Annotated in this window: 19 protein-coding genes and 1 pseudogene; 14 read left to right on the top strand and 6 right to left on the bottom strand. The window is 61.2% G+C overall.

What is annotated here, in order from left to right; genetic code table 11:
- Nucleotides 1-159: 159 nt before the first annotated feature.
- The 4 genes and pseudogenes from tauA (at nucleotide 160) to tauD (ending at nucleotide 3770) form a co-directional block, all read left to right on the top strand.
- A pseudogene (gene tauA, locus V9L13_RS22005) lies at nucleotides 160-1145 on the top strand (taurine ABC transporter substrate-binding protein).
- A gap of 16 nt (nucleotides 1146-1161) precedes the next feature.
- Complete coding sequence (gene tauB / locus V9L13_RS22000; protein WP_338800532.1) at nucleotides 1162-1956, top strand: taurine ABC transporter ATP-binding subunit; 795 nt, start codon at nucleotides 1162-1164, stop codon at nucleotides 1954-1956.
- Nucleotides 1953-2786, top strand: coding sequence for a taurine ABC transporter permease TauC (tauC, locus tag V9L13_RS21995; protein WP_338800531.1), 834 nt, complete (start codon nucleotides 1953-1955; stop codon nucleotides 2784-2786). Before tauB ends, tauC begins: the two co-directional genes overlap by 4 nt.
- Before the next feature lie 141 nt (nucleotides 2787-2927).
- Nucleotides 2928-3770 (top strand): taurine dioxygenase, encoded by an 843-nt coding sequence (tauD, locus tag V9L13_RS21990; protein WP_338800530.1) that lies wholly within the window; start codon nucleotides 2928-2930, stop codon nucleotides 3768-3770.
- A 208-nt stretch (nucleotides 3771-3978) separates the two neighbouring features.
- On the opposite strand, the gene mgrA is transcribed toward tauD, so the two are convergent.
- The 3 genes from mgrA to V9L13_RS21975 form a co-directional block, all read right to left on the bottom strand.
- Complete coding sequence (mgrA, locus tag V9L13_RS21985; RefSeq protein WP_338800529.1) at nucleotides 3979-5016, bottom strand: L-glyceraldehyde 3-phosphate reductase; 1038 nt, start codon at nucleotides 5014-5016, stop codon at nucleotides 3979-3981.
- A 109-nt stretch (nucleotides 5017-5125) separates the two neighbouring features.
- The gene (locus V9L13_RS21980) at nucleotides 5126-6445 is read right to left on the bottom strand and encodes an LLM class flavin-dependent oxidoreductase (RefSeq protein WP_338800528.1); all 1320 of its coding nucleotides are present in this window, start codon (nucleotides 6443-6445) and stop codon (nucleotides 5126-5128) included.
- Nucleotide 6446: 1 nt separating this feature from the next.
- Nucleotides 6447-8672, bottom strand: coding sequence for a TonB-dependent receptor (locus V9L13_RS21975; protein ID WP_338800527.1), 2226 nt, complete (start codon nucleotides 8670-8672; stop codon nucleotides 6447-6449).
- A gap of 205 nt (nucleotides 8673-8877) precedes the next feature.
- Here V9L13_RS21975 and V9L13_RS21970 point away from each other — a divergent pair, with 205 nt between their 5' ends.
- Nucleotides 8878-9915 carry a LacI family DNA-binding transcriptional regulator gene (locus V9L13_RS21970; RefSeq protein WP_338800526.1) on the top strand — a complete coding sequence of 346 codons (1038 nt, stop codon included), beginning with the start codon at nucleotides 8878-8880 and terminating at the stop codon, nucleotides 9913-9915.
- 100 nt (nucleotides 9916-10015) lie between these two features.
- Here V9L13_RS21970 and V9L13_RS21965 read toward each other — a convergent pair whose 3' ends face one another.
- Entirely contained in the window at nucleotides 10016-10417 is a 402-nt protein-coding gene (locus V9L13_RS21965) for a type II toxin-antitoxin system HicB family antitoxin (RefSeq protein WP_003220616.1), read from the bottom strand.
- A gap of 341 nt (nucleotides 10418-10758) precedes the next feature.
- On the opposite strand from V9L13_RS21965, the gene V9L13_RS21960 reads away from it, so the two are divergent.
- On the top strand, nucleotides 10759-11019 hold the full coding sequence (locus tag V9L13_RS21960) for a hypothetical protein (RefSeq protein ID WP_003220613.1): 261 nt from the start codon (nucleotides 10759-10761) through the stop codon (nucleotides 11017-11019).
- Between the two features lie 24 nt (nucleotides 11020-11043).
- Here the strand turns inward: V9L13_RS21960 and betT are convergent, their stop codons facing one another.
- Together betT and epsC are read right to left on the bottom strand one after the other, a co-directional pair.
- Nucleotides 11044-13005 carry a choline transporter BetT gene (betT, locus tag V9L13_RS21955; protein WP_338802890.1) on the bottom strand — a complete coding sequence of 654 codons (1962 nt, stop codon included), beginning with the start codon at nucleotides 13003-13005 and terminating at the stop codon, nucleotides 11044-11046.
- 402 nt (nucleotides 13006-13407) lie between these two features.
- The gene (gene epsC, locus V9L13_RS21950) at nucleotides 13408-14334 is read right to left on the bottom strand and encodes a serine O-acetyltransferase EpsC (RefSeq protein ID WP_003220610.1); all 927 of its coding nucleotides are present in this window, start codon (nucleotides 14332-14334) and stop codon (nucleotides 13408-13410) included.
- Between the two features lie 190 nt (nucleotides 14335-14524).
- Between epsC and V9L13_RS21945 the strand changes: the two genes are divergently transcribed.
- From V9L13_RS21945 to V9L13_RS21910, 8 genes are all read left to right on the top strand, one after another.
- Nucleotides 14525-15523 (top strand): D-cysteine desulfhydrase, encoded by a 999-nt coding sequence (locus V9L13_RS21945; RefSeq protein WP_338800525.1) that lies wholly within the window; start codon nucleotides 14525-14527, stop codon nucleotides 15521-15523.
- Nucleotides 15524-15855: 332 nt separating this feature from the next.
- Nucleotides 15856-16656, top strand: a complete 801-nt coding sequence (gene tcyJ, locus V9L13_RS21940; RefSeq protein WP_003220608.1) for a cystine ABC transporter substrate-binding protein — start codon at nucleotides 15856-15858, stop codon at nucleotides 16654-16656.
- A complete protein-coding gene (gene tcyL, locus V9L13_RS21935; RefSeq protein ID WP_003220607.1) occupies nucleotides 16656-17321 on the top strand; it encodes a cystine ABC transporter permease in 666 nt (221 codons plus the stop codon). Before tcyJ ends, tcyL begins: the two co-directional genes overlap by 1 nt.
- 4 nt (nucleotides 17322-17325) lie before the next feature.
- Nucleotides 17326-18075, top strand: a complete 750-nt coding sequence (gene tcyN, locus V9L13_RS21930) for an L-cystine ABC transporter ATP-binding protein TcyN (RefSeq protein ID WP_003220606.1) — start codon at nucleotides 17326-17328, stop codon at nucleotides 18073-18075.
- Between the two features lie 472 nt (nucleotides 18076-18547).
- The gene (locus V9L13_RS21925; RefSeq protein ID WP_338800524.1) at nucleotides 18548-19312 is read left to right on the top strand and encodes a hypothetical protein; all 765 of its coding nucleotides are present in this window, start codon (nucleotides 18548-18550) and stop codon (nucleotides 19310-19312) included.
- 395 nt (nucleotides 19313-19707) lie between these two features.
- A complete protein-coding gene (locus V9L13_RS21920; protein ID WP_112997808.1) occupies nucleotides 19708-20949 on the top strand; it encodes an SfnB family sulfur acquisition oxidoreductase in 1242 nt (413 codons plus the stop codon).
- 26 nt (nucleotides 20950-20975) lie between these two features.
- Nucleotides 20976-22169, top strand: a complete 1194-nt coding sequence (locus tag V9L13_RS21915) for an SfnB family sulfur acquisition oxidoreductase (protein WP_338800523.1) — start codon at nucleotides 20976-20978, stop codon at nucleotides 22167-22169.
- The gene (locus V9L13_RS21910) at nucleotides 22169-23527 is read left to right on the top strand and encodes an LLM class flavin-dependent oxidoreductase (protein WP_338800522.1); all 1359 of its coding nucleotides are present in this window, start codon (nucleotides 22169-22171) and stop codon (nucleotides 23525-23527) included. Before V9L13_RS21915 ends, V9L13_RS21910 begins: the two co-directional genes overlap by 1 nt.
- The last annotated feature ends 62 nt before the right edge of the window (nucleotides 23528-23589 follow it).

The following is a 23589-nucleotide window of genomic DNA, read 5'->3' as shown; positions in this document are numbered from 1 at the left end:
ACCTAACGTCTGACACAAGATCCGAAGTATCCACAATCCCTCACGCCTTAGATTTTTCCGCTCATAAGCTAAGTCTAAAAAGTTATTTATTTTTAGATTCTTAGATCATTTAGTCTCCTTTCACGCCGATCATCGGTCGCCTGACTTGGAGCACTCCCCATGAAACTGAATTTCCCGCTTCGCCTGCTGGCCGTGGCCTCGTTGGCTGCTGCGAGCTTTCTGGCGCAGGCCGCCGACCTCACCGTCGCCTACCAGACCACCGTTGACCCGGCGAAAGTCGCCCAGGCCGATGGTGCCTACGAGAAAGCCACCAAGGCCGACATCAGCTGGCGCAAGTTCGATAACGGTGCCGACATCATCGCCGCCATCGCTTCCGGTGACGTGCAGATCGGCTATCTCGGTTCCAGCCCGCTGACCGCTGCGATCACTCGCAAGGTGCCGGTGGAAACCTTCCTCATTGCCACCCAGATCGGTGCCGCCGAAGCGCTGGTCGCGCGCGACGGTTCCGGGATCAAGAGCCCACAGGATCTGGTCGGCAAGAAAATCGCCGTGCCGTTCGTGTCCACCGGTCACTACAGCCTGCTCGCCGCGCTGAAGCACTGGAACATCGATCCGTCGAAAGTCACCGTGCTCAACCTCGCGCCGCCAGCGATCATCGCCGCGTGGAAACGCGCTGACATCGACGCCACTTACGTCTGGGATCCGGCCCTCGGTGTCGCCAAGGAAAACGGCAAGGTGCTGATCACTTCCGGCGAACTGGCCAAGTTCGGCGCGCCGACGTTCGATGCGTGGATCGTGCGTAAAGACTACGCCGAGAAGCACCCGGAAATCGTCACCGCGTTCGCCAAGGTCACCCTCGACGCTTACGCCGATTACCGCAAGGACCCGAAAGCCTGGCTCGCCGACCAGTCCCACGTCGACAAGCTGGTAAAGCTCTCCGGCGCCAAGGCCAGCGACATTCCTTTGCTGCTGCAAGGCAACGTCTACCCGCTGGCGGCTGATCAGGTGATCAGGTGATCAGCCTCGGCGCGCCGACCACCAAAGCCATCACCGACACCGCCGCGTTCCTCAAGGAGCAAGGCAAGGTCGAAGCCGTACTGCCGGACTACGCGCCGTACGTCAGCGCCAAATACATCACCAACTGATCGGGAGTTAACTGCGATGGCCTTGCTACAGCTGGAGCGCATCAGCGCACAGTACCCGGGCAGCCCGGAACCGGTGCTGGCGGACATTTCCCTGACCCTCGGGCCTCAGCAATTGCTGGTCGCCCTCGGCCCGTCCGGCAGTGGCAAGACTTCGCTGTTGAACCTGATTGCCGGCTTCGTCGAACCCAGCGCCGGGCGCATCACCCTCGACGGCGTGCTGGTCAAAGGCCCGAGCGCCGAACGTGGCGTGGTGTTCCAGGATGACGCCCTGCTGCCGTGGCAGGACGTGCTGGCCAACGTCGCTTTCGGTCTGGAACTGGCCGGCGTTGCCAAAGACAAACGCGAACAGCGCGCCCGCGAGATGCTTGCGCTGGTCGACCTCACAGGTTTTGAACACCGCCGTATCTGGCAGCTTTCTGGCGGCCAGAAACAGCGTGTCGGCCTGGCCCGCGCCCTCGCCGCCGACCCGCGCGTGCTGCTGATGGACGAACCCTTCGGCGCCCTCGACGCGTTCACTCGCGAGCAGATGCAGGAGCTGTTGCTGCAAGTCTGGCAGCGCACCGCCAAACCGGTGTTCCTGATTACCCACGACATCGAAGAAGCAGTGTTTCTCGCCACTGACCTGATTCTGCTGGCGCCGAATCCGGGGCAGATCGTCGAGCGTCTGCATCTGGATTTCGGTCAGCGCTACGCCGCCGGTGAGTCGGCACGGGCGATCAAATCCGATCCGCGTTTTATCGAAACCCGCGAGCACGTGCTGAGCAAAGTGTTCTCGCAACGCAGCGCCGTGCAACGGCAGGAGCGCGCATGAGCAGTTACGACGTTTCCGCCCCCGCAGTGAAAAGCCCTTCAGTGGCAATTCCGGTGCGACGCAGCCTCAGCACCCGCTGGATCAGCCTGCTGACCCTGTTCGCCTTGCTGGTGATCTGGTGGGCGGTGACTGCCAGCGGTTTGATCGAACCGCTGTTCCTGCCGCCACCGTCCGCCGTGCTGCAAAAAGGCTGGTTGCTGGCGACCACCGGTTACATGGATTCCACCTTGTGGCAGCACCTGGGCGCGAGCCTGAGCCGCATCGGTCTGGGCCTCGGCTTCGCGATTCTGACCGCAGTACCGGTGGGCATTGCCATCGGCGCCAACCGTATTGCCCGTGGTGTGCTTGATCCGCTGATCGAGTTCTACAGGCCGATTCCGCCGCTGGCGTATCTGCCGCTGATCGTGATCTGGTGCGGCATCGGCGAGTTGTCGAAAGTGCTGCTGATCTACCTGGCGATTTTTGCGCCGATCGCCATCGCTACCGCGACCGGCGTGCGCACCGTTGACCCGGCTAAATTGCGTGCCGCGCAGTCGCTCGGTGCCACTCGCGCGCAACTGATTCGTCATGTGATTTTGCCCAGCGCGTTGCCGGATATTCTCACTGGTGTGCGCATTGGTCTCGGCGTCGGCTGGTCGACCCTGGTCGCCGCCGAACTGATCGCCGCCACCAGCGGTTTGGGCTTCATGGCGCAGTCTGCTGCGCAGTTCCTGGTCACCGATGTGGTGGTGCTGGGGATCCTGGTGATCGCCCTGATCGCCTTCGCCATGGAAATGGGCCTGCGTGCCCTGCAGCGCAAACTGGTGCCGTGGCACGGCCAGGCGCATTGAATACTTGCCATCCAAAACCTGTGGGAGCGGGCTTGCTCGCGAATGCGGTGTATCAGTCACAGAAATGTCTTCTGACACACCGCATTCGCGAGCAAGCCCGCTCCCACCAAAAGCTCAAAACCCGAATTCCAGAGATCCACCATGAGCAGCCTCACCATCACCCCATTAAGCTCGGCCCTCGGCGCGCAGATCAGCGGCGTCGACGTCAGCCAGCCGTTGAACCTGGAACAGCGCGACGCCATCGAGCAGGCGCTGCTCAAGTATCAAGTGCTGTTTTTTCGCGACCAGCCGATCGAACCGTCGCAACAGGCGCGTTTCGCCGCGTACTTCGGCGACCTGCACATTCACCCGATCTACCCGAACGTGCCGGAGCAGCCCGAAGTGCTGATCCTCGACACCGCCGTCACCGACGTGCGCGACAACGCGATCTGGCACACCGACGTGACCTTCCTGCCGACCCCGGCGATGGGCGCGGTGCTCAGCGCCAAGCTGCTGCCCGAGTTTGGCGGCGACACCCTGTGGGCCAGCGGGATTGCCGCGTATGAAGCACTGTCGGCACCGATGAAAAACCTGCTCGAAGGGCTGACCGCGACTCACGATTTCACCCGCTCTTTCCCGTTGGAACGCTACGGCAATACGCCGCAAGCACTGGCCCAGTGGGAAGAGGCGCGACGCAAGAACCCACCGTTGTCACACCCGGTAATCCGCACCCATCCGGTCAGTGGACGGCGCTCGTTGTTCGTCAACGAAGGCTTCACCTCGAAGATCAACGAGCTGTCGGACACCGAGAGCGAGGCGATTCTGAAGTTCCTGTTCGCACACGCAACGCGGCCGGAGTTCACCATTCGCTGGCGCTGGCAGCAGGACGACATTGCGTTCTGGGATAACCGCGTGACCCAGCATTACGCGGTGGATGATTACCGCCCGGCACGACGGGTGATGCAACGGGCTACGGTGTTGGGGGATGTGCCGTTTTTTCGCTGAGCGTTGAAGGCCAGAGCAGAATCAAAAGCCCCTCACCCTAACCCTCTCCCGGAGGGAGAGGGGACTGATTGGGGGATGCATCAGAAGTATGCCAACCTGATCAATCTGTGCTGAATCCATAATCGACCCGGTTTCTCAGGTCGATTTATGACGCAAGACACCTCGGTCGGCTCCCTCTCCCTCCGGGAGAGGGCTGGGTGAGGGTGACTCACTCCGCCGTCGAAGGCTTCTCCCAAAGATTGATCCCGCCCTCTTGGGCAAACCGGTCGATCTCCGCCAGTTCCTCGGCACTGAAACTCAGGTTTTTCAACGCCCCGACGTTCTCGATGATCTGCTCCGGCCGGCTCGCGCCGATCAGCGCTGAGGTCACGCGTGGATCACGCAGGGTCCAGGCCAGTGCCAGTTGCGCCAGGCTCTGGCCGCGACGCTTGGCGATCTCGTTCAATGCGCGAACATGCGCAATGTTGGCCTCGGACAGGTGCGAAGCCTGCAACGAACCACCGCCCGGACGATTGACCCGCGCATCCGCCGGCACGCCGTTGAGGTATTTGTCGGTCAGCAGACCTTGCGCCAGCGGCGTGAACGCGATCACGCCAGTGCCGAGTTCGTCGGTGGTGTCGAGCAGGTCTTTTTCCACCCAGCGATTGAGCAGGTTGTACGCCGGCTGATGAATCAGCAGCGGCACTTTCCATTCCTTGAGCAGCGCGGCGATCTCGCGGGTTTTCACCCCGGAGTACGACGAGATACCGATGTACAACGCCTTGCCCTGCTGCACGGCGGTGGCGAGGGCGCTGGCGGTTTCTTCCAGCGGGGTGTCCGGGTCGAAGCGGTGCGAATAGAAAATATCCACATAGTCCAGACCGAGGCGCTGCAGGCTCTGGTCGAGACTGGCCAGCACGTATTTGCGCGAACCGCCGCCCTGACCGTAGGGGCCGGGCCACATGTCCCAACCGGCCTTGCTGGAGATGATCAGCTCGTCGCGGTAGTGCTTGAAGTCTTCGCGCAGCAGGCGACCGAAGTTGATCTCGGCGCTGCCGTACGGCGGGCCATAGTTGTTGGCCAGGTCGAAGTGGTTGATCCCCAGGTCGAACGCGGTGCGCAGCAGGGCACGCTGCGTGTCGATCGGCGTGCTGTCGCCGAAGTTGTGCCACAGGCCCAGCGACAGCGCCGGCAGTACCAGACCACTGCGGCCGACACGGCGGTAAGGGATGGAGTCGTAGCGGTTTTCGGCAGCGGTGTAAGTCATCGAATCCTCTCTTGTCTGTCTTGAATGGGTGTCGACTTCTTCGCGAGCAGGCTCGCTCCCACATTTGGAATGCACTCCCCTGTGGGAGCGAGCCTGCTCGCGAAGGGTGTTACACAAATCTGTTGCCGGGTCGGGCAAGGCCCAGGTTTTCGCGCAAGGTCCGGCCCTCATACTCGGTTCTGAACAGCCCACGGCGCTGCAGTTCCGGGACCACGCCATTAGCGAAGTCTTCGAGTCCGCCCGGCAGGTGCGGCACCAACACGTTGAAGCCATCCGCCGCGCCCTGCTCGAACCATTCCTGCAAGCGGTCGGAGATCTGCGCCGGCGTGCCCACCAGGCTGTAATGCCCGCGCCCACCGGCAATCCTGCGGCCCAATTCGGCGAGGGTCAGATGCTCCCGCCCTGCCAGTTCAGTCAGCAATTTCTGCCGGCTCTGCTGGCCGCTGTCGGTCAGCGGCAACGCCGGCAGCGGTCCGTCCAGCGGGTACTTCGACAAGTCGAAGTTGCCCAGCATACGCCCAAGCAACGCCACGCCAACCTCCGGTTCGACCAATTGCTGAAACGTTTCACATTTTTCCTGCGCTTCGGCTTCTGTCTGGCCGACGACGACAAACACCCCCGGCATGATTTTCAGCGAATCGGCACTGCGCCCGTACTTGGCCAAGCGGCCCTTGAGGTCGGCGTAGAACGCCTGCGCGCCGGCCAGCGAAGTCTGCGCGGTGAACACCACCTCAGCGGTCTGTGCCGCCAGTTCACGCCCGGTTTCGGACGAGCCAGCCTGCACGATCACCGGTTGTCCCTGCGGCGAGCGCGCCACGTTCAGCGGGCCTTTCACCCGAAAGTGTTCACCGACGTGATCCAGCACATGCAGCTTCGCTGGGTCGTAATACGCACCGCTGGCCTTGTCGCGGACAAAGGCATCGTCCTCCCAACTGTCCCAAAGCCCGGTGACCACCTGATGAAACTCGCGCGCACGGCTGTAGCGTTCGGCGTGGCCGAGGTGCTCGTCACGACCAAAATTCAGTGCCTCGGCAGCGTTGTCCGAGGTCACCAGATTCCACCCCGCACGCCCGCCCGACAGATGATCAAGTGAGGCGAATTTGCGCGCCACGTGATACGGCTCGTTGTAGCTGGTGGTCGCCGTGGCGATCAGGCCGATGTGCTCGGTGACCGCGCTCAGGGCCGAGAGCAAGGTCAGCGGTTCGAAGTGATCCGAACGCGCCATGCGGCTGGCGATATCCTGGGTCGGCGCGGCCACACTGTCGGCGACGAACAGCGTGTCGAACTTCGCCGCCTCGGCAATCTGCGCCAGACGCTTGTAGTGGGCGAAATCCAGCCCCGCATTCGCCGGCACCTGCGGGTGCCGCCACGCGGCGACGTGGTGCCCGGTGGCCATGAGAAAGGCGCCGAGTTTCAGCTGTCTGCTCATCTCAGAAATCCTTGCGCAGTTGCACGCCGAAGTAGCGCTCGTCATCCCGTGGCACGGCGCGGTAGATGTAGTTGCCGCCGCTGGCCAGCAGCGGCGAGTAGGACTTGTCGGCGAGGTTTTTGCCCAGCAGCGCCACGCGCCAGCCGTTGCTGTAATCGGCCAGCGCCACACTGGCATTCCAGATGCCGTAGGCGCCCTGCTTGGTATCGGCGTTCTGGCTGATGTCGTACTGCACTTCGCTCTGCCAGCTGTAGTCGGTGCCGAGCTCGATATCCAGACCGTTTTCCAGCGGGATGGTGTAGTCGGCACGCACGTAGCTTTTCCAGTCCGGACTGAACGGCAACGGTTTGCCATTGACGTTGCACGAGGCCGCCGCGCCCGCCGGGCAGCTGAATTGGTCGATGCGTGCGCGGGTGTAGGCCAGCGCCCCGGAGAACTTCAGTTGCTGGGTCGCCTGCAAGGCGTAATCGAGTTCGACGCCTTCGGTACTGACGCTGCCGGCGTTGATCAGGCGCGTCACCACTTGCCCGGCGACGGTGTCGAAAAAGTTCGCCTGATAGTTGTCGTAATCGCTATGGAACACGGCGAGGTTAGTGGTCAGCCGGTTGTTCCAACTGGTGGCCTTGATCCCCGCTTCCCAAGTGTTGGAGGTCTCCGGCTTCAGCGCTTCGGTGTCACGCGGCTGCATGTTGAAGAACACGTTGTACGCCGGGCCTTTGTAGCCGCGCGAGTAGGTCAGGTACGTAGTGACCGCAGCGCTCAGGTCGTACTGCACGCCGAGGCGCCCGGACCAGCCGTCCTCGTCCACCGAACCGGAACTGCTGGTGGCCGGCTGGATGCCGCTGACCGTGGTCGCCGAGGTCGAGACACGACGGTGATCGTATTCCAGATCATCGTGGGTGTAGCGCAGGCCGGCGATGCCGCGGAAAGCCGACGTGAAGTTCAGCGTGGTCTCACCGAACGCGGCGTAGCTGTCGCTGGTGGTGCTGTAGTCAGCCACGCCACGGTTGACGCTGGTCGGCGTCGTCAGGGTGCGCTGGTAGGTCTCGTCATCCTTGCCGTGCATGTAGAACAGGCCGCCGACGTATTCAAGGAATTCACCTTTTGGCGAGGCCAGGCGCAGCTCCTGCGAGTACTGATCGAAGGCCAGATCGCCCTTGTCGGCGGTGCCGGGGAACGCTGCAGTGATCGTGCTCAGCCGATCGCCGTCCTGATATTGCGTGTTGTCCCAGCCGCGCCACGCGGTGATCGACGTCAGGGTGTAATCGCCCAGTTGCCAGTCGAGCTGACCGGACAGGCCTTTGTTGGTGTCCTCGACATGAGTGCGGGTATCGGTGTTGATGTCGCGGTTGTGGTTGCTCGCATAGACCGGGCTCAGCGCGTTGGCGAAGGCCGGGGTCAGCGACTTGCTGACGACGCCGTTGGGGCCGTCGTCGTGGGACTGCATGTAGTCGGCGATCAGGGTGAAGGTGACGTCGTCATTCGGGGTGAATTCGAGCTTGCCGCGCACGCCGCGATGGTTGTAGCCGTTGACCTCCTGGCCGTTGTATTTGTTGTCGACGTTGCCGTCGTAGCTGCTGACCAGGGTGCTGATCGAGCCCTTCAACGTATCCGGAATCAGGCTGCCGCCAATGCCGAAGCGGGTGCGGCTTTCGTTGCCGCTGTAGTACGACTGATCGATGTAGCCGTGGGTCTCGTTGGTCGGCGCCTTGCTGGTGATGTTGAGCACACCGGCCGAGGCATTCTTGCCGAACAAGGTGCCCTGCGGGCCACGCAGTACTTCGACGCGCTCCAGATCCAGCAGGTCGAGCGTCGATTGACCGGGGCGGGCATAGACCACGCCGTCGATCACCGTGGCTACCGTTGGCTCGACGCCGGGCGAGGTGGAAATCGTACCGACGCCACGCACGAACAACGAGGTGTCCTTGTTTGACGCACCGGTACGGAAATTCAGCGACGGCACCTGCTGGACGATGCTCGCCACGCCGTTACGGTTATCGCGCTCCAGTTGTTCGCCGTCGATCACCGAAACCGCCACCGGCACCTTCTGCAGCGACTCTTCGCGGCGGGTGGCGGTGACCGTGACGGACTTGAGGGTCGGCTCTTGATCGCTGCTGTCAGCGGCAAAAGCATTGGCCAGCGGCAACGCCGCCAGCCCGGTAAGGATCCAGCCAGCGGCGCGAATCGATTGCGCCAGTGTGTGTGTCGCCCCAGGAATGTTGTGCATGTTTGCCCGCTCGAAATTGGCCCTGAACCGCTGCCGTTCTGCGACGACAGCGCCTGAATCGGTGTCTTGGGCATTCGCTCGAGCGAGTAGCAGACAATGCGCTTTGTTAGCGCTAACATCGCCAGTATCGGCAAGCTCGGCATAGAGCGTCCAATACTGAAAAATTACTTTTATATGCGCTTTGGTTTTTAAGAAGGATCAAGCCTTGAGCCAGGAAAAGCCCCGCAAACGCCGTGGCGCCGGACGCGTGACCCTCAATGCCGTAGCGCGCGAGGCCGGGGTGTCGGCGATTACCGTGTCGCGCTATTTCAATCAGCCGGAAACCGTCTCGCCTGAGCGCCGCGAGCGGATTGCGGCGGTGGTCGCCGAGTTGGGTTACGTGCCGAACCTGGTGGCCGGCGGGCTGGCCTCGGCGCGAGGGAAAATCGTCGGCATGGTGATTCCGAACATCTCCGGGCCGATCTTTGCCAACACCATCCAGGGCTTCAGCGACACCCTCAGCCGCCACGGTTATCAACTGCTGCTGGCGTCGAGTTACTTCAGCACCGAGCAGGAAGAAAACGCCGTGCGCGCATTTCTCGGCTGGTCGCCGGCGGCGCTGGTGTTAACCAGCCACTTCCACAGTTCGGGCACGGAAAAAATGATCGCCGAGGCAGAGATTCCGGTGATCGAGACCTGGGATTACCAGCCGGATCGCGAGCCGATGCAGATCGGCTTCTCGCACTACGAAGTCGGCGTCACGGCTGCACAATATCTCCACGGCAAAGGCTATCGCCGCATCGCCTTCGTGCAAAACAGTGCCCCCGGCGACCTCAGCGCACTGGAACGCCGCGATGGTTACGCCGCCACCGTGCGCGAGTTCGGACTGCAGCCGTGGGTGTTCGCCCCGGACGCCGACCGCGCGCCGTTCGAGGCCGGCAAGCAAGCGATGGAAGCACTGATGAACGCTTCACCCCGCCCCGACGCCATCATCTTCGCCAACGACAACCTCGCCGCCGGCGGCCTGCTCGCCGGGCAACGCGCCGGCCTGAAGATCCCCGAAGACTGCGCCGTGCTCGGCTTCGGCGATTACCCGTTCGCCGAAATGCTCCTGCCGAGCCTGAGCACGATCAAACCACCGGCACTGGAGATCGGCGTGCTGGCGGCAACGCGGGTATTGGAAAGCCTTGGGGTGATGCCGAGCGATGAGGTGCAGCGGCTGAATCTGTTGCAGTGCAATGTGATCGAGCGCGAGAGCACCTGAGACACATGCCTCGGTAGGAGCTGCCGCAGGCTGCGATCCTTTGATTCTGGCTTTTATAAGCCAAAGATCGCAGCCTGCGGCAGCCCCTACAGGTTGTTCGTCATGCCGACAATTCGCGTAAAGCAGCTGCGGCCAGAAATCCGGAGCGGGAACTGTAGCGTTGATCACGCCGGACTGTTTGATCAATACGCTCCAGCAGTTGCTCGGGCAGCGTGGCGTTGAAGCGTACCGACTTGCCGAAATAGGGCGTGATATCAAAGTCGACAACACCCCAGATTCCACCCGCATAATCCGGGTTGTCGAGATGTGCATCAATGTCCTGAACTCGAGGCAACGGTGCACCATCAGCCACCAGTCCCTCATAGTGCAGGGCCAGAGCCTCCTGAGTGTTTTCAAAAGCTTCGGCTACCGTGCTACCTGCGGAGAAGCACCCCGGTACATCCGGGACAATCACTCCGTAGTCCGAGTCGGCATCCTTGTGCAAAACGACCGGGAATTTCATCTGCAATCCTTTCCATACATCAGTTGATGCTGGCCACTATAGGTTCAACCCCCCAGACAAGAAGTCAAAATACACATCTTGAAATTGATCATTACCTGAGGGTGGACTCAGTTTTCGCATCAATGCCACTGCGCGAACCTAAAGCTAATCAACGGAATAAGGCAAATGGAAGGCAGAGTTGTCTATGCTCGAAGTAACACCGAGGTGGCCCCTTCGCGAGCAAGCCCGCTCCCACAGGATTTTGGTTGTACACAGAATCTGTGAATGACCGAGATCACTGTGGGAGCGGGCTTGCCCGCGAAGGCGTCCGATCAAGCACCGCATGACCCGCAGGCACGCCTATGCACACCGCAATCATCATCTTCTTCGGTCTGGTCCTGCTCGCCCTGATGCTCTACATCGGCGAGCGCGTTGGCTTCAGCCGACAAACGCTGGCCTACAGTTTCGCCGCGCTGTGGCTGGCGTTGACGGTGATCAATGGTGCGGTGGGGGTGGTGCATGCCGGGCAGCCGCTGGGGTCGGAAATCGCGGTGGGCAGTGCGGTGTTCGGGGTGCCGATGGCGGCGATGGTGTTGTTCATGGTGCTGAGCGCCGAGTCGTGAAACGTCCCGGCGCTCAGCTGCCGATCAACGCACCAGATGCAGGAACTGCATGTGGCGTTCGTACTGGTCGAGGATGTCGTTGATGATCTGTTCCTTGGTGTAGCCGACCAGATCGTAGTCCTGACTGCCCTCGCTCAAGTGCACTTCAGCGCGGTAATAGCGGCGGTTGTTGAGCTGCTTGGAACCCATGCCACCCCGGGCGAACGACGGCGTGAAGTAGCCGCGCATCTGCACCTGATAGATGAACGGATGCTGCTCACCGTGGCCGATTTCCAGGCTGATGTTGTCGTGCGCCGGATCCGGCTGGGTGACCACGTTCAAGCCCTTCTCGACGAATACCGCCGTCACTTCTTCAATCGCCGGACGCACCGTGGTGTCCATGAAGCGGTACACCTCGTCGCGCGACGGGAAGTGCACCGCCTGACTCAGACGCTGGCGCCAGCCACCCTTGCCACGCCGCGAACCGGAGACCGGTGCCAGCGAATGCAATTGCGCGATCTGCTTCTGCGATTCCAGATAGAACGCCTTGTGCAGCCCCCACATCATCAGCAACAGAATCAGCGAGAACGGCAGCGAGGTCAGCACCACCGCTGACTTCAGCGCATCGATACTGCCGGAGAACAGCAGCGCACTGGTCACCAGCGCAGTCATCGCGCCCCAGAACACCCGCAGCCACTTAGGCCCGTCTTCATCCGGGTTGCCGCCCTTGGCCGACAGCGTCGAGAGCACCACGGTGCCGGAATCGGCAGAAGTGACGAAAAACACGAAGCTGATGAACACCGTCACCGCGATGACGGTCTTGCTCCACGGGTAGGTTTCCAGCAGCAGGTAGAGGGTCATCGACGGGTTGTCGATGGCCGACATACCCAGCGCCGACATGCCGTGATTGAGCACCTGATCGATCGCGCTGTTGCCGAAGATCGACATCCACGCCAGGGTGAAGCCGAGCGGAATCAACAGCACCCCGAAGACGAATTCACGGATGGTCCGACCACGGGAAATCCGCGCGATGAACAGGCCCACGAACGGCGACCATGCGATCCACCAGGCCCAGTAGAACACCGTCCAGCCACCGAGCCAGTCGCTTGGCTTGTCGTAGGCGTAGAGGTCGAAACTCTTCATCGGCAGCGCGCCGAGGTAATCGCCGAGGTTCTGGATCAGGGTGTTGAGCAGGTGCTGGGTAGGGCCGGCGAACAACACGAACAGCAGCAGCGCACAGGCCAGCAGCATGTTGATGTCGGACATCACCCGCACACCTTTATCCACACCCGACACGGCGACGATGATCGCCGCGCCCATCATCAGCGTGATCAGGCCGACCTGAATCCACTGGGTGTGAGCGATGCCGAACAGGTAGTCCAGACCGGAGTTGAGGTGCAGCACACCGAAGCCCATGTCGGCGCCGAGACCGAACACCGTGGCGATGATGCCGAAGCCGTCCACCGCATAACCGATGGGGCCGTTGATGCGTTTGCCGATCAGCGGGTACAGCGCCGAGCGCAACGCCAACGGCAGGTTATGCCGGTAGGCGAAGTACGCCAGCGCCATGCCGACGAAAGCGAACACGCCCCAGCCGTGCAGGCCCCAGTGCAGAAACAGAATCTGCATCGCCTGCCGCGCCGCGTCCGCCGTGCCGGCCTCGCCTTGTGGCGGCTGGAGCATGTGCGTCAGCGGTTCAGAGACACAAAAGAAAAACAGCGTGATGCTGATCCCGGCGGCAAACAGCATGCCGGCCCAGGACAGGTAACTGAACTCGGGTTCGTCGTGGTCGGCACCGAGTTTGATCTTGCCGTAGCCCGATAACGCGGTGACCACCACGAAGACCAGATACAGCGTCATCGCGAGCATGTAGTACCAGCCGACCGTGTTGGCCGCCCAGTTTTGCGCTTGCAGCAGCCAGGCACCGGCCTGCTCCGGCATGGCGATGACAACCAGACCAAACAGCAGAATGACCGTCGCGGCGAAGTAGAACACCGGCGGATTCATGCGTACCAGACCGCTGGCGGGGGTAGACGATGCACTCATGAAACGTGCACCTCGAGGGGTTGAAACGTGGCTGAAATGATCGGACTCAGCAAAGGCAAGCCTCCTGTTGTGAGCGGGCAGCGAACCACCGGTTTAACTTGAATGAACGTTCAAGTTAAACATGGATAGGGCGCTAAGGACTAATCGCAGGGCCAGGCGGTAGTTTTCCTACAGTAGCCCAAGGAGGGGTATGACGCGGGTTTGAGGGGATTCGTTCAATGGAGAATTGGCTGAATGCCATTATCTCGATCTGACCAAAAAAACCATTCGCGAGCAGGCTCGCTCCCACATTTGAAACGCATTCCAGTGTGGGAGCGAGCCTGCTCGCGAAGAGGCCTGACGCGGCAACGCAGATTCAGGAACTTACTTCTGCGTGCCGTCATCATGCTGCAGATTGGCCTGCGTCAGGTTGCTCCCCGCCGGCACGCTGCGCGTCAGCCAGACGTTGCCGCCAATGGTCGAACCCTGGCCGATGGTGATCCGCCCGAGAATCGTCGCCCCGGCATAAATCACCACGTCGTCCTCGACAATCGGGTGCCGTGGATGGCCCTTCTGCAACTGCCCGTCTTCATCCGCCGGGAAGCGCTTGGCCCCGAGGGTCACAGCCTGATAGATCCGCACCCGCTCGCCGATGATCGCGGTCTCGCCGATCACCACACCCGTGCCGTGGTCGATGAAGAAACTGCGGCCGATCTGCGCGCCCGGGTGGATATCGATACCGGTGGCCGAGTGCGCAATCTCCGCGCTGATCCGCGCCAGCAACGGCAGCCCGGCGCGATACAAATGGTGCGCCAGACGATGGTGAATCACCGCCAGAATCCCCGGATAGCAGAGCAACACTTCATCGACACTGCGCGCCGCCGGATCACCGTGATAGGCGGCCAGCACGTCGGTGTCGAGCAGGCTGCGCAGGCCCGGCAAGGCCAAGGCAAAGTCCTGGATGATGCGGATCGCCTGAGCTTCGACGTCAGCGTCACCTTGAGCGCTGTGCCGGGCGACATAACGCAACTCCAGCCGCGCTTGCCCCAGCAACGCATTCAGGGCTGCATCGAGGGTATGCCCGACATAGAAGTCCTCACTCTCCTCACGCAGGTCCACCGGCCCCAGACGCATCGGGAACAACGCGCCACACAGCGCCTCGAGAATCTCTGCCATCGCGGCGCGAGACGGTAACTCACGGCCACCCTGCTCGCCGCTGGCCCGGCCATTCTGGGTACGCCACTGATCCCGCGCGGTACGCAGTTGGCTGACGATGGTCTGCAATTGCCAATGGCTGGAACGCTCGCTCACGGTAAAGACTCCTCACGGGCGGCCGGACGGTCGGGCCGCGTCAACGGCGACTACTTTACGGCATGCCAACGAAGGCGAATTAAGAACCGATAGTGCTGGGCTAAGCACATTTGGCTATAAGCGATTCACGGTTGCCCCGGTAAAACGGCGTGCCTATAGTCCTGTCATCTTTCTCCGCCAGTACGGGCTCATGATCAAACAACAGCTGGATCGCTTTAACCGTCTCGACCTGCTCGGCCAACCCACGCCGCTGGAAAAACTTGAACGCCTGTCCGCCTGGCTGGGCCGCGAGGTGTACATCAAACGCGATGACCTGACGCCGCTGGCCATGGGCGGCAACAAGCTGCGCAAACTCGAATACCTCGCCGCCGATGCCCTCGCCCAGGGCGCCGACACGCTGATCACCGCCGGCGCCCTGCAATCGAATCACGTGCGCCAGACCGCCGCGCTGGCGGCCAAACTCGGCCTGGGTTGCGTGGCGCTGCTGGAAAATCCGCTGGGCACCGACGACAGCAACTACACCGGCAACGGCAACCGCCTGCTGCTGGATCTGTTCGACACCAAGGTCGAGCTGGTGGACAACCTCGATAACGCCGATGAACAACTCGCCGCCCTCGCCGTGCGCCTGCGCAGCAATGGCAAGAAGCCGTATCTGGTGCCGATCGGTGGCTCGAATGCCCTCGGTGCATTGGGTTACGTGCGTGCCGGTCTGGAACTGGCCGAGCAGATCAAGGACACCGGCCTCGATTTCGCCGCCGTGGTGCTGGCCTCGGGCAGCGCCGGGACCCACAGCGGTCTGGCGTTGGCCTTGAGCGAAGCACTGCCGAAATTGCCAGTGATCGGCGTGACCGTTTCGCGCACTGAGGAAGATCAGCGACCAAAAGTGCAGGGCCTGGCCGAACGCACGGCAGACCTGCTGGGCGTGAAATTGCCGGAGAGCTTCAAGGTCGAGTTGTGGGACGAATACTTCGGCCCGCGTTACGGCGAGCCGAATGCCGGGACCCTGGCGGCGGTGAAACTGTTGGCCAGTCAGGACGCGGTGCTGCTCGACCCGGTGTACACCGGCAAGGCCATGGCCGGGTTGCTCGACGGGATCGGCCGCCAGCGTTTCGACGATGGCCCGATCATCTTCCTGCACACCGGTGGGGCGCCGGCGTTGTTTGCCTACAAGGATTCGCTGACAAGCTGATCCTTCCTGCTGCGAGAATTTCTGTGGTGAGGGGATTTATCCCCGTTGGACTGCGCAGCAGTCCCCTGCTCTTCAAGTCATAAGAGAGGGCCGCTTCGCGCCCCATCGGGGATAAATCCCCTCGCCACAATTGATCATATATATTCGAAATTGGAATAACAGAAAGATCATTAAGTATTTTCAAGTCTAAAGCAGACATCTTATAGTCTCGCCGCAGGCGAATTTCGGGCAAGACGCATAAGCTGCTTTAGGGCACGATAACGCAGTCGTTCAAATCCCGAATTCGCCAACTTTCCTTAAGCGTCTTCCATAAGAAAACACAGGGGCTTGTCATGAATTTTTCCGCACTACGTCGCAATCTGCTGGTAGGTTCGCTGGGCCTTGCACTGAGCGCCGGCCTGATCGGCCAGGCAACCGCCGGTGAGCAACTGCAACAGATCAAGGACAAAGGCGTTATCAACGTCGGCCTGGAAGGCACTTACCCACCGTTCAGCTTCGTTGACGCCGACGGCAAGCTGTCCGGTTTCGAAGTCGAGCTTTCCGAAGCCCTGGCGAAAAAGCTGGGCGTCAAAGCCAAGATTCAGCCGACCAAGTGGGACGGCATTCTCGCAGCGCTGGAATCCAAGCGTCTGGACATCGTGGTCAACCAGGTGACTATCTCCGACGAGCGCAAGAAGAAGTATGACTTCTCCGAGCCGTACACCATTTCCGGGATTCAGGCGCTGGTGCTGAAGAGCAAGGAAGCCGCGCTGAACATCAAGACTGCTGCCGACCTGTCCGGCAAGAAAGTAGGTGTCGGCCTGGGCACCAACTACGAACAATGGGTCCGCGCCAATGTGCCGGGCGCTGACGTGCGTACCTACGATGATGATCCGACCAAGTTCGCCGACCTGAACAACGGCCGCACCGACGCCATCCTGATCGACCGTCTGGCTGCGCTTGAATACGCCAAGAAAGCCCCGAAAACCGTGGCTGCCGGTCAAGCGTTCTCCCGTCAGGAATCCGGTATCGCCCTGCGCAAAGGCGAGCCTGAGCTGCTGGCTGCGGTGAACAAGGCTCTCGATGAGCTGCGTGCCGACGGTACCCTGGCGAAGATCTCGGAAAAATACTTCCAAGCTGACGTCACCAAATAATGGAAGAAGCTTTCCAACTCGCACTGGACTCCGCGCCCTTTCTGCTCAAGGGCGCGTACTACACGGTCATCCTCAGTCTGGGCGGCATGTTCTTCGGCTTGCTGCTGGGCTTCGGCCTGGCCTTGATGCGCCTGTCGCGCTTCAAACTGGTGAGCTGGATTGCCCGCATCTACGTGTCGTTCTTTCGCGGCACGCCGTTGCTGGTGCAACTGTTCGTGATCTATTACGGCTTGCCGCAATTGGGTCTGGAACTGGATCCGCTCCCGGCAGCGCTGATCGGCTTCTCGCTGAACATGGCCGCCTACGCCTGTGAAATCCTGCGGGCCGCGATCGGTTCGATCGAGCGTGGTCAGTGGGAAGCCGCTGCGAGCATCGGCATGACCCGTGCGCAGACCTTGCGCCGGGCCATCCTGCCGCAGGCCATGCGCACGGCGCTGCCGCCGCTGGGCAACAGCTTCATTTCGCTGGTCAAGGACACGGCACTGGCCGCCACCATTCAGGTGCCGGAACTGTTCCGCCAGGCGCAACTGATTACCGCCCGGACTTTCGAAGTCTTCACCATGTATCTTGCCGCCGCACTGATCTACTGGATTCTGGCCACGGTGCTGTCGCACCTGCAGAACAAGTTGGAAGAGCGGGCCAATCGGCACGACCAGGAGTCCTGACCCCATGATTGTCGTGGAAAAACTGACAAAGCAGTTCAAGGGTCAAGAGGTGCTCAAAGGCATTGATCTTGAGGTGAAGGAAGGCGAGGTCGTGGCCATCATCGGCCCCAGCGGTTCGGGTAAAACCACGTTCCTGCGCTGCCTGAACTTCCTTGAACAACCCACCAGCGGCCGGATCAAGGTCGGCGATATCGAAATCGATACCAGCCGCCCGCTGAGCCAGCAGCAGAGTCTGGTGCGCAACCTGCGCCAGCACGTGGGTTTCGTGTTCCAGAACTTCAACCTGTTCCCCCACCGCACCGCACTGGAAAACGTCATCGAAGGACCGATCGTGGTCAAGAAGATGCCGCGCGAGCAAGCCGTTGCCCTGGGCATGAAGCTGCTGGCCAAGGTTGGTCTGGCCGGCAAGGAAGATGCGTATCCGCGTCGTCTGTCCGGCGGTCAGCAACAGCGCGTGGCGATTGCCCGGGCGCTGGCGATGGAGCCGGAAGTGATCCTGTTCGACGAGCCGACCTCGGCCCTCGACCCGGAACTGGTGGGCGAAGTGCTGGCGACCATTCGCGGTCTCGCTGAAGAAAAACGCACCATGGTCATCGTCACCCACGAAATGGGTTTCGCCCGCGACGTGGCCAACCGTGTGGTGTTTTTCGACAAGGGCGTGATCGTCGAGCAAGGCGAAGCCAAGGCGTTGTTTGCCAACCCGAAAGAAGAGCGCACCCAACAGTTTCTCAGCAAGTTTCTGAATCACGCCTGAGAACATCATTGTTTTGCATCATTAACTTCCATGGATGGAAGTTATACTTCCCCCGATTTGAAAAAAACATCTAAACCGCTCCAACCTTAAACCTGTCAAAACAATTCATATATGTTCTGCAACAGATACAACTAATCTGAGGCGCGCTTGCGTGCCTGTGAAATTAACTGGATGAGCCCGCACAAAAATCGCAAAAACTCGCGAAAAACCGTAGTTCCATTCGCAATCAACGCTAGGCAGCATGCCTCATCAGCGTAGGAAGCTTCTGATTAATCCGTAATTCATGGATTAACTAAGGCGCTCTATTGACACTCTTTCCCGCACGCTCTTATCTAGTCGCCAACCGGCACCCATTAGTTGAATCAATCCGTACTCAGCCCGAACAAAAGTTCATGGCTGCATTACCGATTCATCACGCCTTTTGTTTTTTCAAGAAACGGACTTCGCCGCAAGACTTCAAGGAGAGAACCCGATGACCCGCACTTCGCCTACCCCCGAACTGGCAGCGCCGAACCTCGCATCCGCGCAGAAAAACGCCATCAACCTGGCCGCTGCCGCGCACTTGCTGATTGATGTCATGCCCTACCCCGGCATGGACGTCGGCGATCTGATCGAACTGTTCTGGAACAACTGTTACGTCGCCTCGCGGGTCCTGACCAGTGAAGACCTTGGCGCAACGGTCAGCCTGCGGGTGCCGGAGAGTTTCATCGCCAGTGGCACCGCGCGGATTCATTATCGGGTGATGCAGATCGGCCAGGGACCGGCGCTGTCGGCGGCAACCCGGGTGCAGGTCAAGCTCGACTGCCCCGGCGGCCAGCCTTCGCCGTTGTGCGGTGATGAAAATCAACAACTCGCGCCAGTCACGTTTCCCGACACCATCCGCCGTCAGGGCGTGAACCCCAATCAGATCAAACGCGGTGTGCCCCTGGCCATCGAACCCTACCTGAACATGGCCGAGGATGACGCAATCACCTTGCGCTGGGGCGACGTGCGAATGGACCTGGCACCGATCACCGCCGCCGATATCGGCCTGCCGATCCAGGTCTGGGTGCCACCGGCGGTGATCGTCGAGGGAGGTGAGGATCTGCGCCTGGACGTGACCTATTGCGTCCTCGACTGGGTGGGCAACAACTCGCGCTGGGCACCGCCTCGAACGCTGAAGATCGGCTGTGTGAACCCTTATCTGAAGGTGCCGCTGCGCCAGGAGCTGAAGGCCGCTGAATCGACCAAGGATTGATGTCGCACTCCTGTCCTCATGGGGCTTTGTAGTGAGGTGATTTAGCAAAACGTCGCACTGCCCCGATGGACTGCGCAGCAGTCCCGTTTTTTATGACTCAGAAAAGGCCGCTGCGCGGCCTGTCGGGGATGAATCCCCTCACCACAGGTTGTATTGCCACGGCTGAGAGTCTGTTAACCAACCCGACCACCACCCCTTCTATACATATTCCTAAAAGTTAGTTTATTTAATATTTATACACGCTTAGGGTATATGAACCGGACCACCGGACATTCTTTCGTTCGCCGCACTTTTGCGGCGTTTTTCATGAGATGTGAGGTAGGTAGTATGGTCCGGAACACAATCACCCCAGTGCAGATCGCCAGGGCATTGCGTGCAGCCAAGGAGCGGCATTGATGTCCAGTCTGGCCGATGCAAACGTCCAGTCTGATCTGGACATCGCCCCACTGTTGTTGCCCGCGCAGGTCTTGCGCAACGACGCCCAAGCCATCAAGGCTGCCCACGAACTGGCGCAGGTTGCCCGTGTGCAGGCCGCCAAGCGCGACCGCCAGCGCAAGCTGCCGTGGTCGGAAATCGAACAGTTCACCCGCAGCGGTCTGGGCAGCATTGCGATCCCGCGCGAATACGGTGGCCCACAAGTTTCATTCGTCACCCTGGCCGAGGTATTCGCGATCATTTCCGCAGCCGACCCGGCGCTGGGACAGATCCCGCAGAACCAGTTCGGCATCATCAACCTGGTACTCGGCAGCGCCACCGAGGCGCAGAAAAAGCAGCTGTTCCAGAGTGTTCTGGAAGGCTGGCGCATCGGCAATGCCGGCCCTGAGCGCGGCACCAAAAATACCCTCGAGTTGAAAGCGCGCATCACCGCCGACGGCGACGATTACGTGATCAACGGCCAGAAGTTCTATTCCACCGGCGCGCTATTCGCGCACTGGGTGGCGGTCAAGGCGCTCAATGACGACGGCAAGCAAGTGCTGGCCTTCGTCCGCCGTGGCACCCCGGGTCTGCGCATCGTTGATGACTGGTCGGGCTTCGGTCAGCGCACCACCGCCAGCGGCACGATTCTGTTGAACAATGTGCGGGTCGAGTCGAGCCTGGTGGTCGACAACTGGAAGATCAACGAGAAGCCGAATACCCAAGGCGCCGTGTCGCAGCTGATTCAGGCGGCCATCGACGCCGGCATCGCCCGTGGCGCCATCGACGACGCCATCGAATTCGTCAAAACCCGCGCGCGGCCATGGATCGACGCCAAGGTCGAACGCGCCAGCGATGACCTCTACGTGATCGCCGACATCGGCAAACTGAAAATCGAACTGCACGCCGCCGAAGCGCTGCTGCGCAAGGCCGGCAAAGTGCTCGACCAAGTCCATGCCGCGCCGCTGACCGCCGAATCCGCCGCCCGCGCCTCGATTGCGGTGGCCGAGGCCAAAGTACTGACCACCGAGATCTCGCTGCAAGCCAGCGAAAAACTCTTCGAGCTGGCCGGCAGCCGCGCCACCCTCGCCGAATTCAACCTCGACCGTCACTGGCGCAACGCCCGGGTGCACACCCTGCACGACCCGGTGCGCTGGAAGTATCACGCGGTCGGCGCCTATCGCCTGAACGGTACTTTGCCGGCCCGTCATTCCTGGATCTGACGACCAGACATCTGGAGAGAAAACCTATGACTTTTTTCCACCCCGTCGCGGTCATCACCAGCGATGAGCAAGCCCTGATCGTCGCCAGCGACCTGGCCGAAGATTTCAAACGCGACAGTGCCGTGCGCGACCGTGAACGCCGCCTGCCACTGCCTGAACTCGACGTGTTTTCCCGCTCCGGCCTCTGGGGCATCAGCGTGCCCAAGGAATACGGCGGCGCCGGTGTGTCCAACGTGACCCTGGCCAAAGTCATCGCCCTGATCGCTCAGGCCGACGGCTCCCTCGGACAGATTCCGCAGAACCATTTCTACGCCCTCGAAGTGCTGCGGGTTAACGGCAGCCACGAGCAGAAACAACGCCTGTACGCCGAGGTGCTGGCCGGCCAGCGCTTCGGCAACGCCCTGGCAGAACTCGGTACCAAAACCGCCCACGACCGCGTCACCAGCCTCAAGCGTGACGGCGACGGCTACCGCATCAACGGGCGCAAGTTTTATGCGACCGGGGCGATCTACGCGCAGCGCATCCCGACTTCCGTCGTCGATGAAAACGGCGTGCAGCAACTGGCCTTCGTCCCGCGTGACAGCCAAGGCCTGACGGTGATCGACGACTGGAGCGGCTTCGGTCAGCGCACCACCGGCAGCGGTTCGGTGGTGTTCGAAGACGTCTATGTCGCTGCCGAAGACGTGATCCCGTTCCAGAGCGCCTTCGAGCGCCCGACCACGGTCGGCCCGCTGGCACAGATCCTTCACGCCGCCATCGACACCGGCATCGCCCGCGCTGCTTATGAAGATGCCCTGCACTTCGTGCGCAGCAAGACTCGGCCGTGGATCGACTCCGGCAACGACAAGGCCACCGAAGACCCGCTGACCCTGAAGAGTTTCGGCCACTTGAGCATTCGTCTGCACGCCACCGAAGCACTGCTTGAGCGCTCTGGCGAGTTCCTCGACAAAGCCCAGGCCGAGACCAACGCCGAAACCGTCGCCGCCGCGTCGATTGCCGTCGCCGAAGCACGGGCGATCAGCACTGAAATCTCGCTCGCCGCCGGCAGCACCCTGTTCGAACTGGCCGGCAGTCAGGCGACCCTGATCGAACACGGCCTCGACCGCCACTGGCGCAACGCCCGGGTGCACACCCTGCACGACCCGGTGCGCTGGAAGTATCACGCGGTGGGCAATTACTACCTCAACGATGAAAACCCTCCGCTGCGAGGGACGATCTGATGAGCACCGCGAAAAAGAAGATCCTGCTCAACGCGTTCAACATGAACTGCATCGGCCACATCAACCACGGGTTGTGGACGCATCCACGCGATACCTCGACGCGCTACAACACGCTCGAATACTGGACCGAACTGGCGCAGTTGCTGGAGCGCGGCTTGTTCGACGGGCTGTTCATCGCCGACATCGTCGGCGTGTACGACGTCTACCAGAACTCGGTGGACGTCACGCTCAAAGAGTCGATCCAGTTGCCGGTCAACGACCCGCTGCTGCTGGTCTCGGCGATGGCCGCCGTGACGAAAAACCTCGGCTTCGGCCTGACCGCCAACCTCACGTATGAACCGCCCTATCTGTTCGCTCGTCGCATGTCGTCGCTCGATCATCTGAGTCGTGGGAGGGTCGGCTGGAACATCGTCACCGGTTACCTCGACAGCGCCGCCAAGGCCATGGGCCTGCGCGAACAGGTCGAGCATGACCGGCGTTACGATCAGGCCGACGAATACCTCGAAGTGCTCTACAAACTCTGGGAAGGCAGTTGGGAAAACGGCGCGGTGCTTAATGACCGTGAGCAGCGCATCTATGCGCAGCCGGAGAAGGTGCACAAGGTCGAGCACCACGGCGAGTTCTATCAGGTCGAGGGTTATCACCTCTGCGAGCCGTCGCCGCAGCGCACACCCGTGCTGTTCCAGGCTGGCAGTTCCGATCGTGGATTGCTGTTCGCCGGGCGTCACGCCGAGTGCGTGTTCATCAGCGGCCAGAACAAGCCATCGACCAAAGTGCAGGTAGACAAGGTCCGCGCCAGCGCCGTCGAAGCCGGACGCAATCCCGAGGACATCAAGGTGTTCATGGGCCTCAACGTGATCGTCGGCGCGACCGAAGAAGCCGCGTGGGCCAAGCACGCCGAGTACCTGAGTTATGCCAGCGCCGAGGCCGGCGTCGCGCATTTCTCAGCCTCCACCGGCATCGACTTTTCCCAATACGAAATCGACGAACCGATCCAGTACGTCAAGAGCAATGCCATCCAGTCCGCGACCAAGAACCTGCAGAACAACGACTGGACCCGGCGCAAATTGCTCGAGCAACACGCCCTCGGTGGCCGCTACATCACCGTGGTCGGCTCGCCTGAGCAAGTGGCGGATGAACTGGAATCGTGGATCGCTGAAACGGGACTCGACGGCTTCAACCTGACGCGCATCGTGACCCCGGAAAGCTATGTCGATTTCATTGAGCTGGTGATTCCGGAGCTGCAACGGCGCGGGTCGTACAAGACCGCGTATGACAACGGCAGCTTGCGCGAGAAGTTGTTCCACGGTGAGGCGCATTTACCTGATCAACACACCGGCTCTTCGTACCGGCATTAACAGCTTCGCGAGCAGGCTCGCTCCCACATTTGAAATGCATTTCCCTGTGGGAGCGAGCCTGC

The sequence above is a fragment of the Pseudomonas sp. RSB 5.4 genome, assembly GCF_037126175.1.
Taxonomy (GTDB): Bacteria; Pseudomonadota; Gammaproteobacteria; order Pseudomonadales; family Pseudomonadaceae; genus Aquipseudomonas; species Aquipseudomonas fluorescens_H.
Note: the sequence above shows the minus strand (reverse complement) of the source record. Positions and strands in the feature narration are given on the sequence as shown.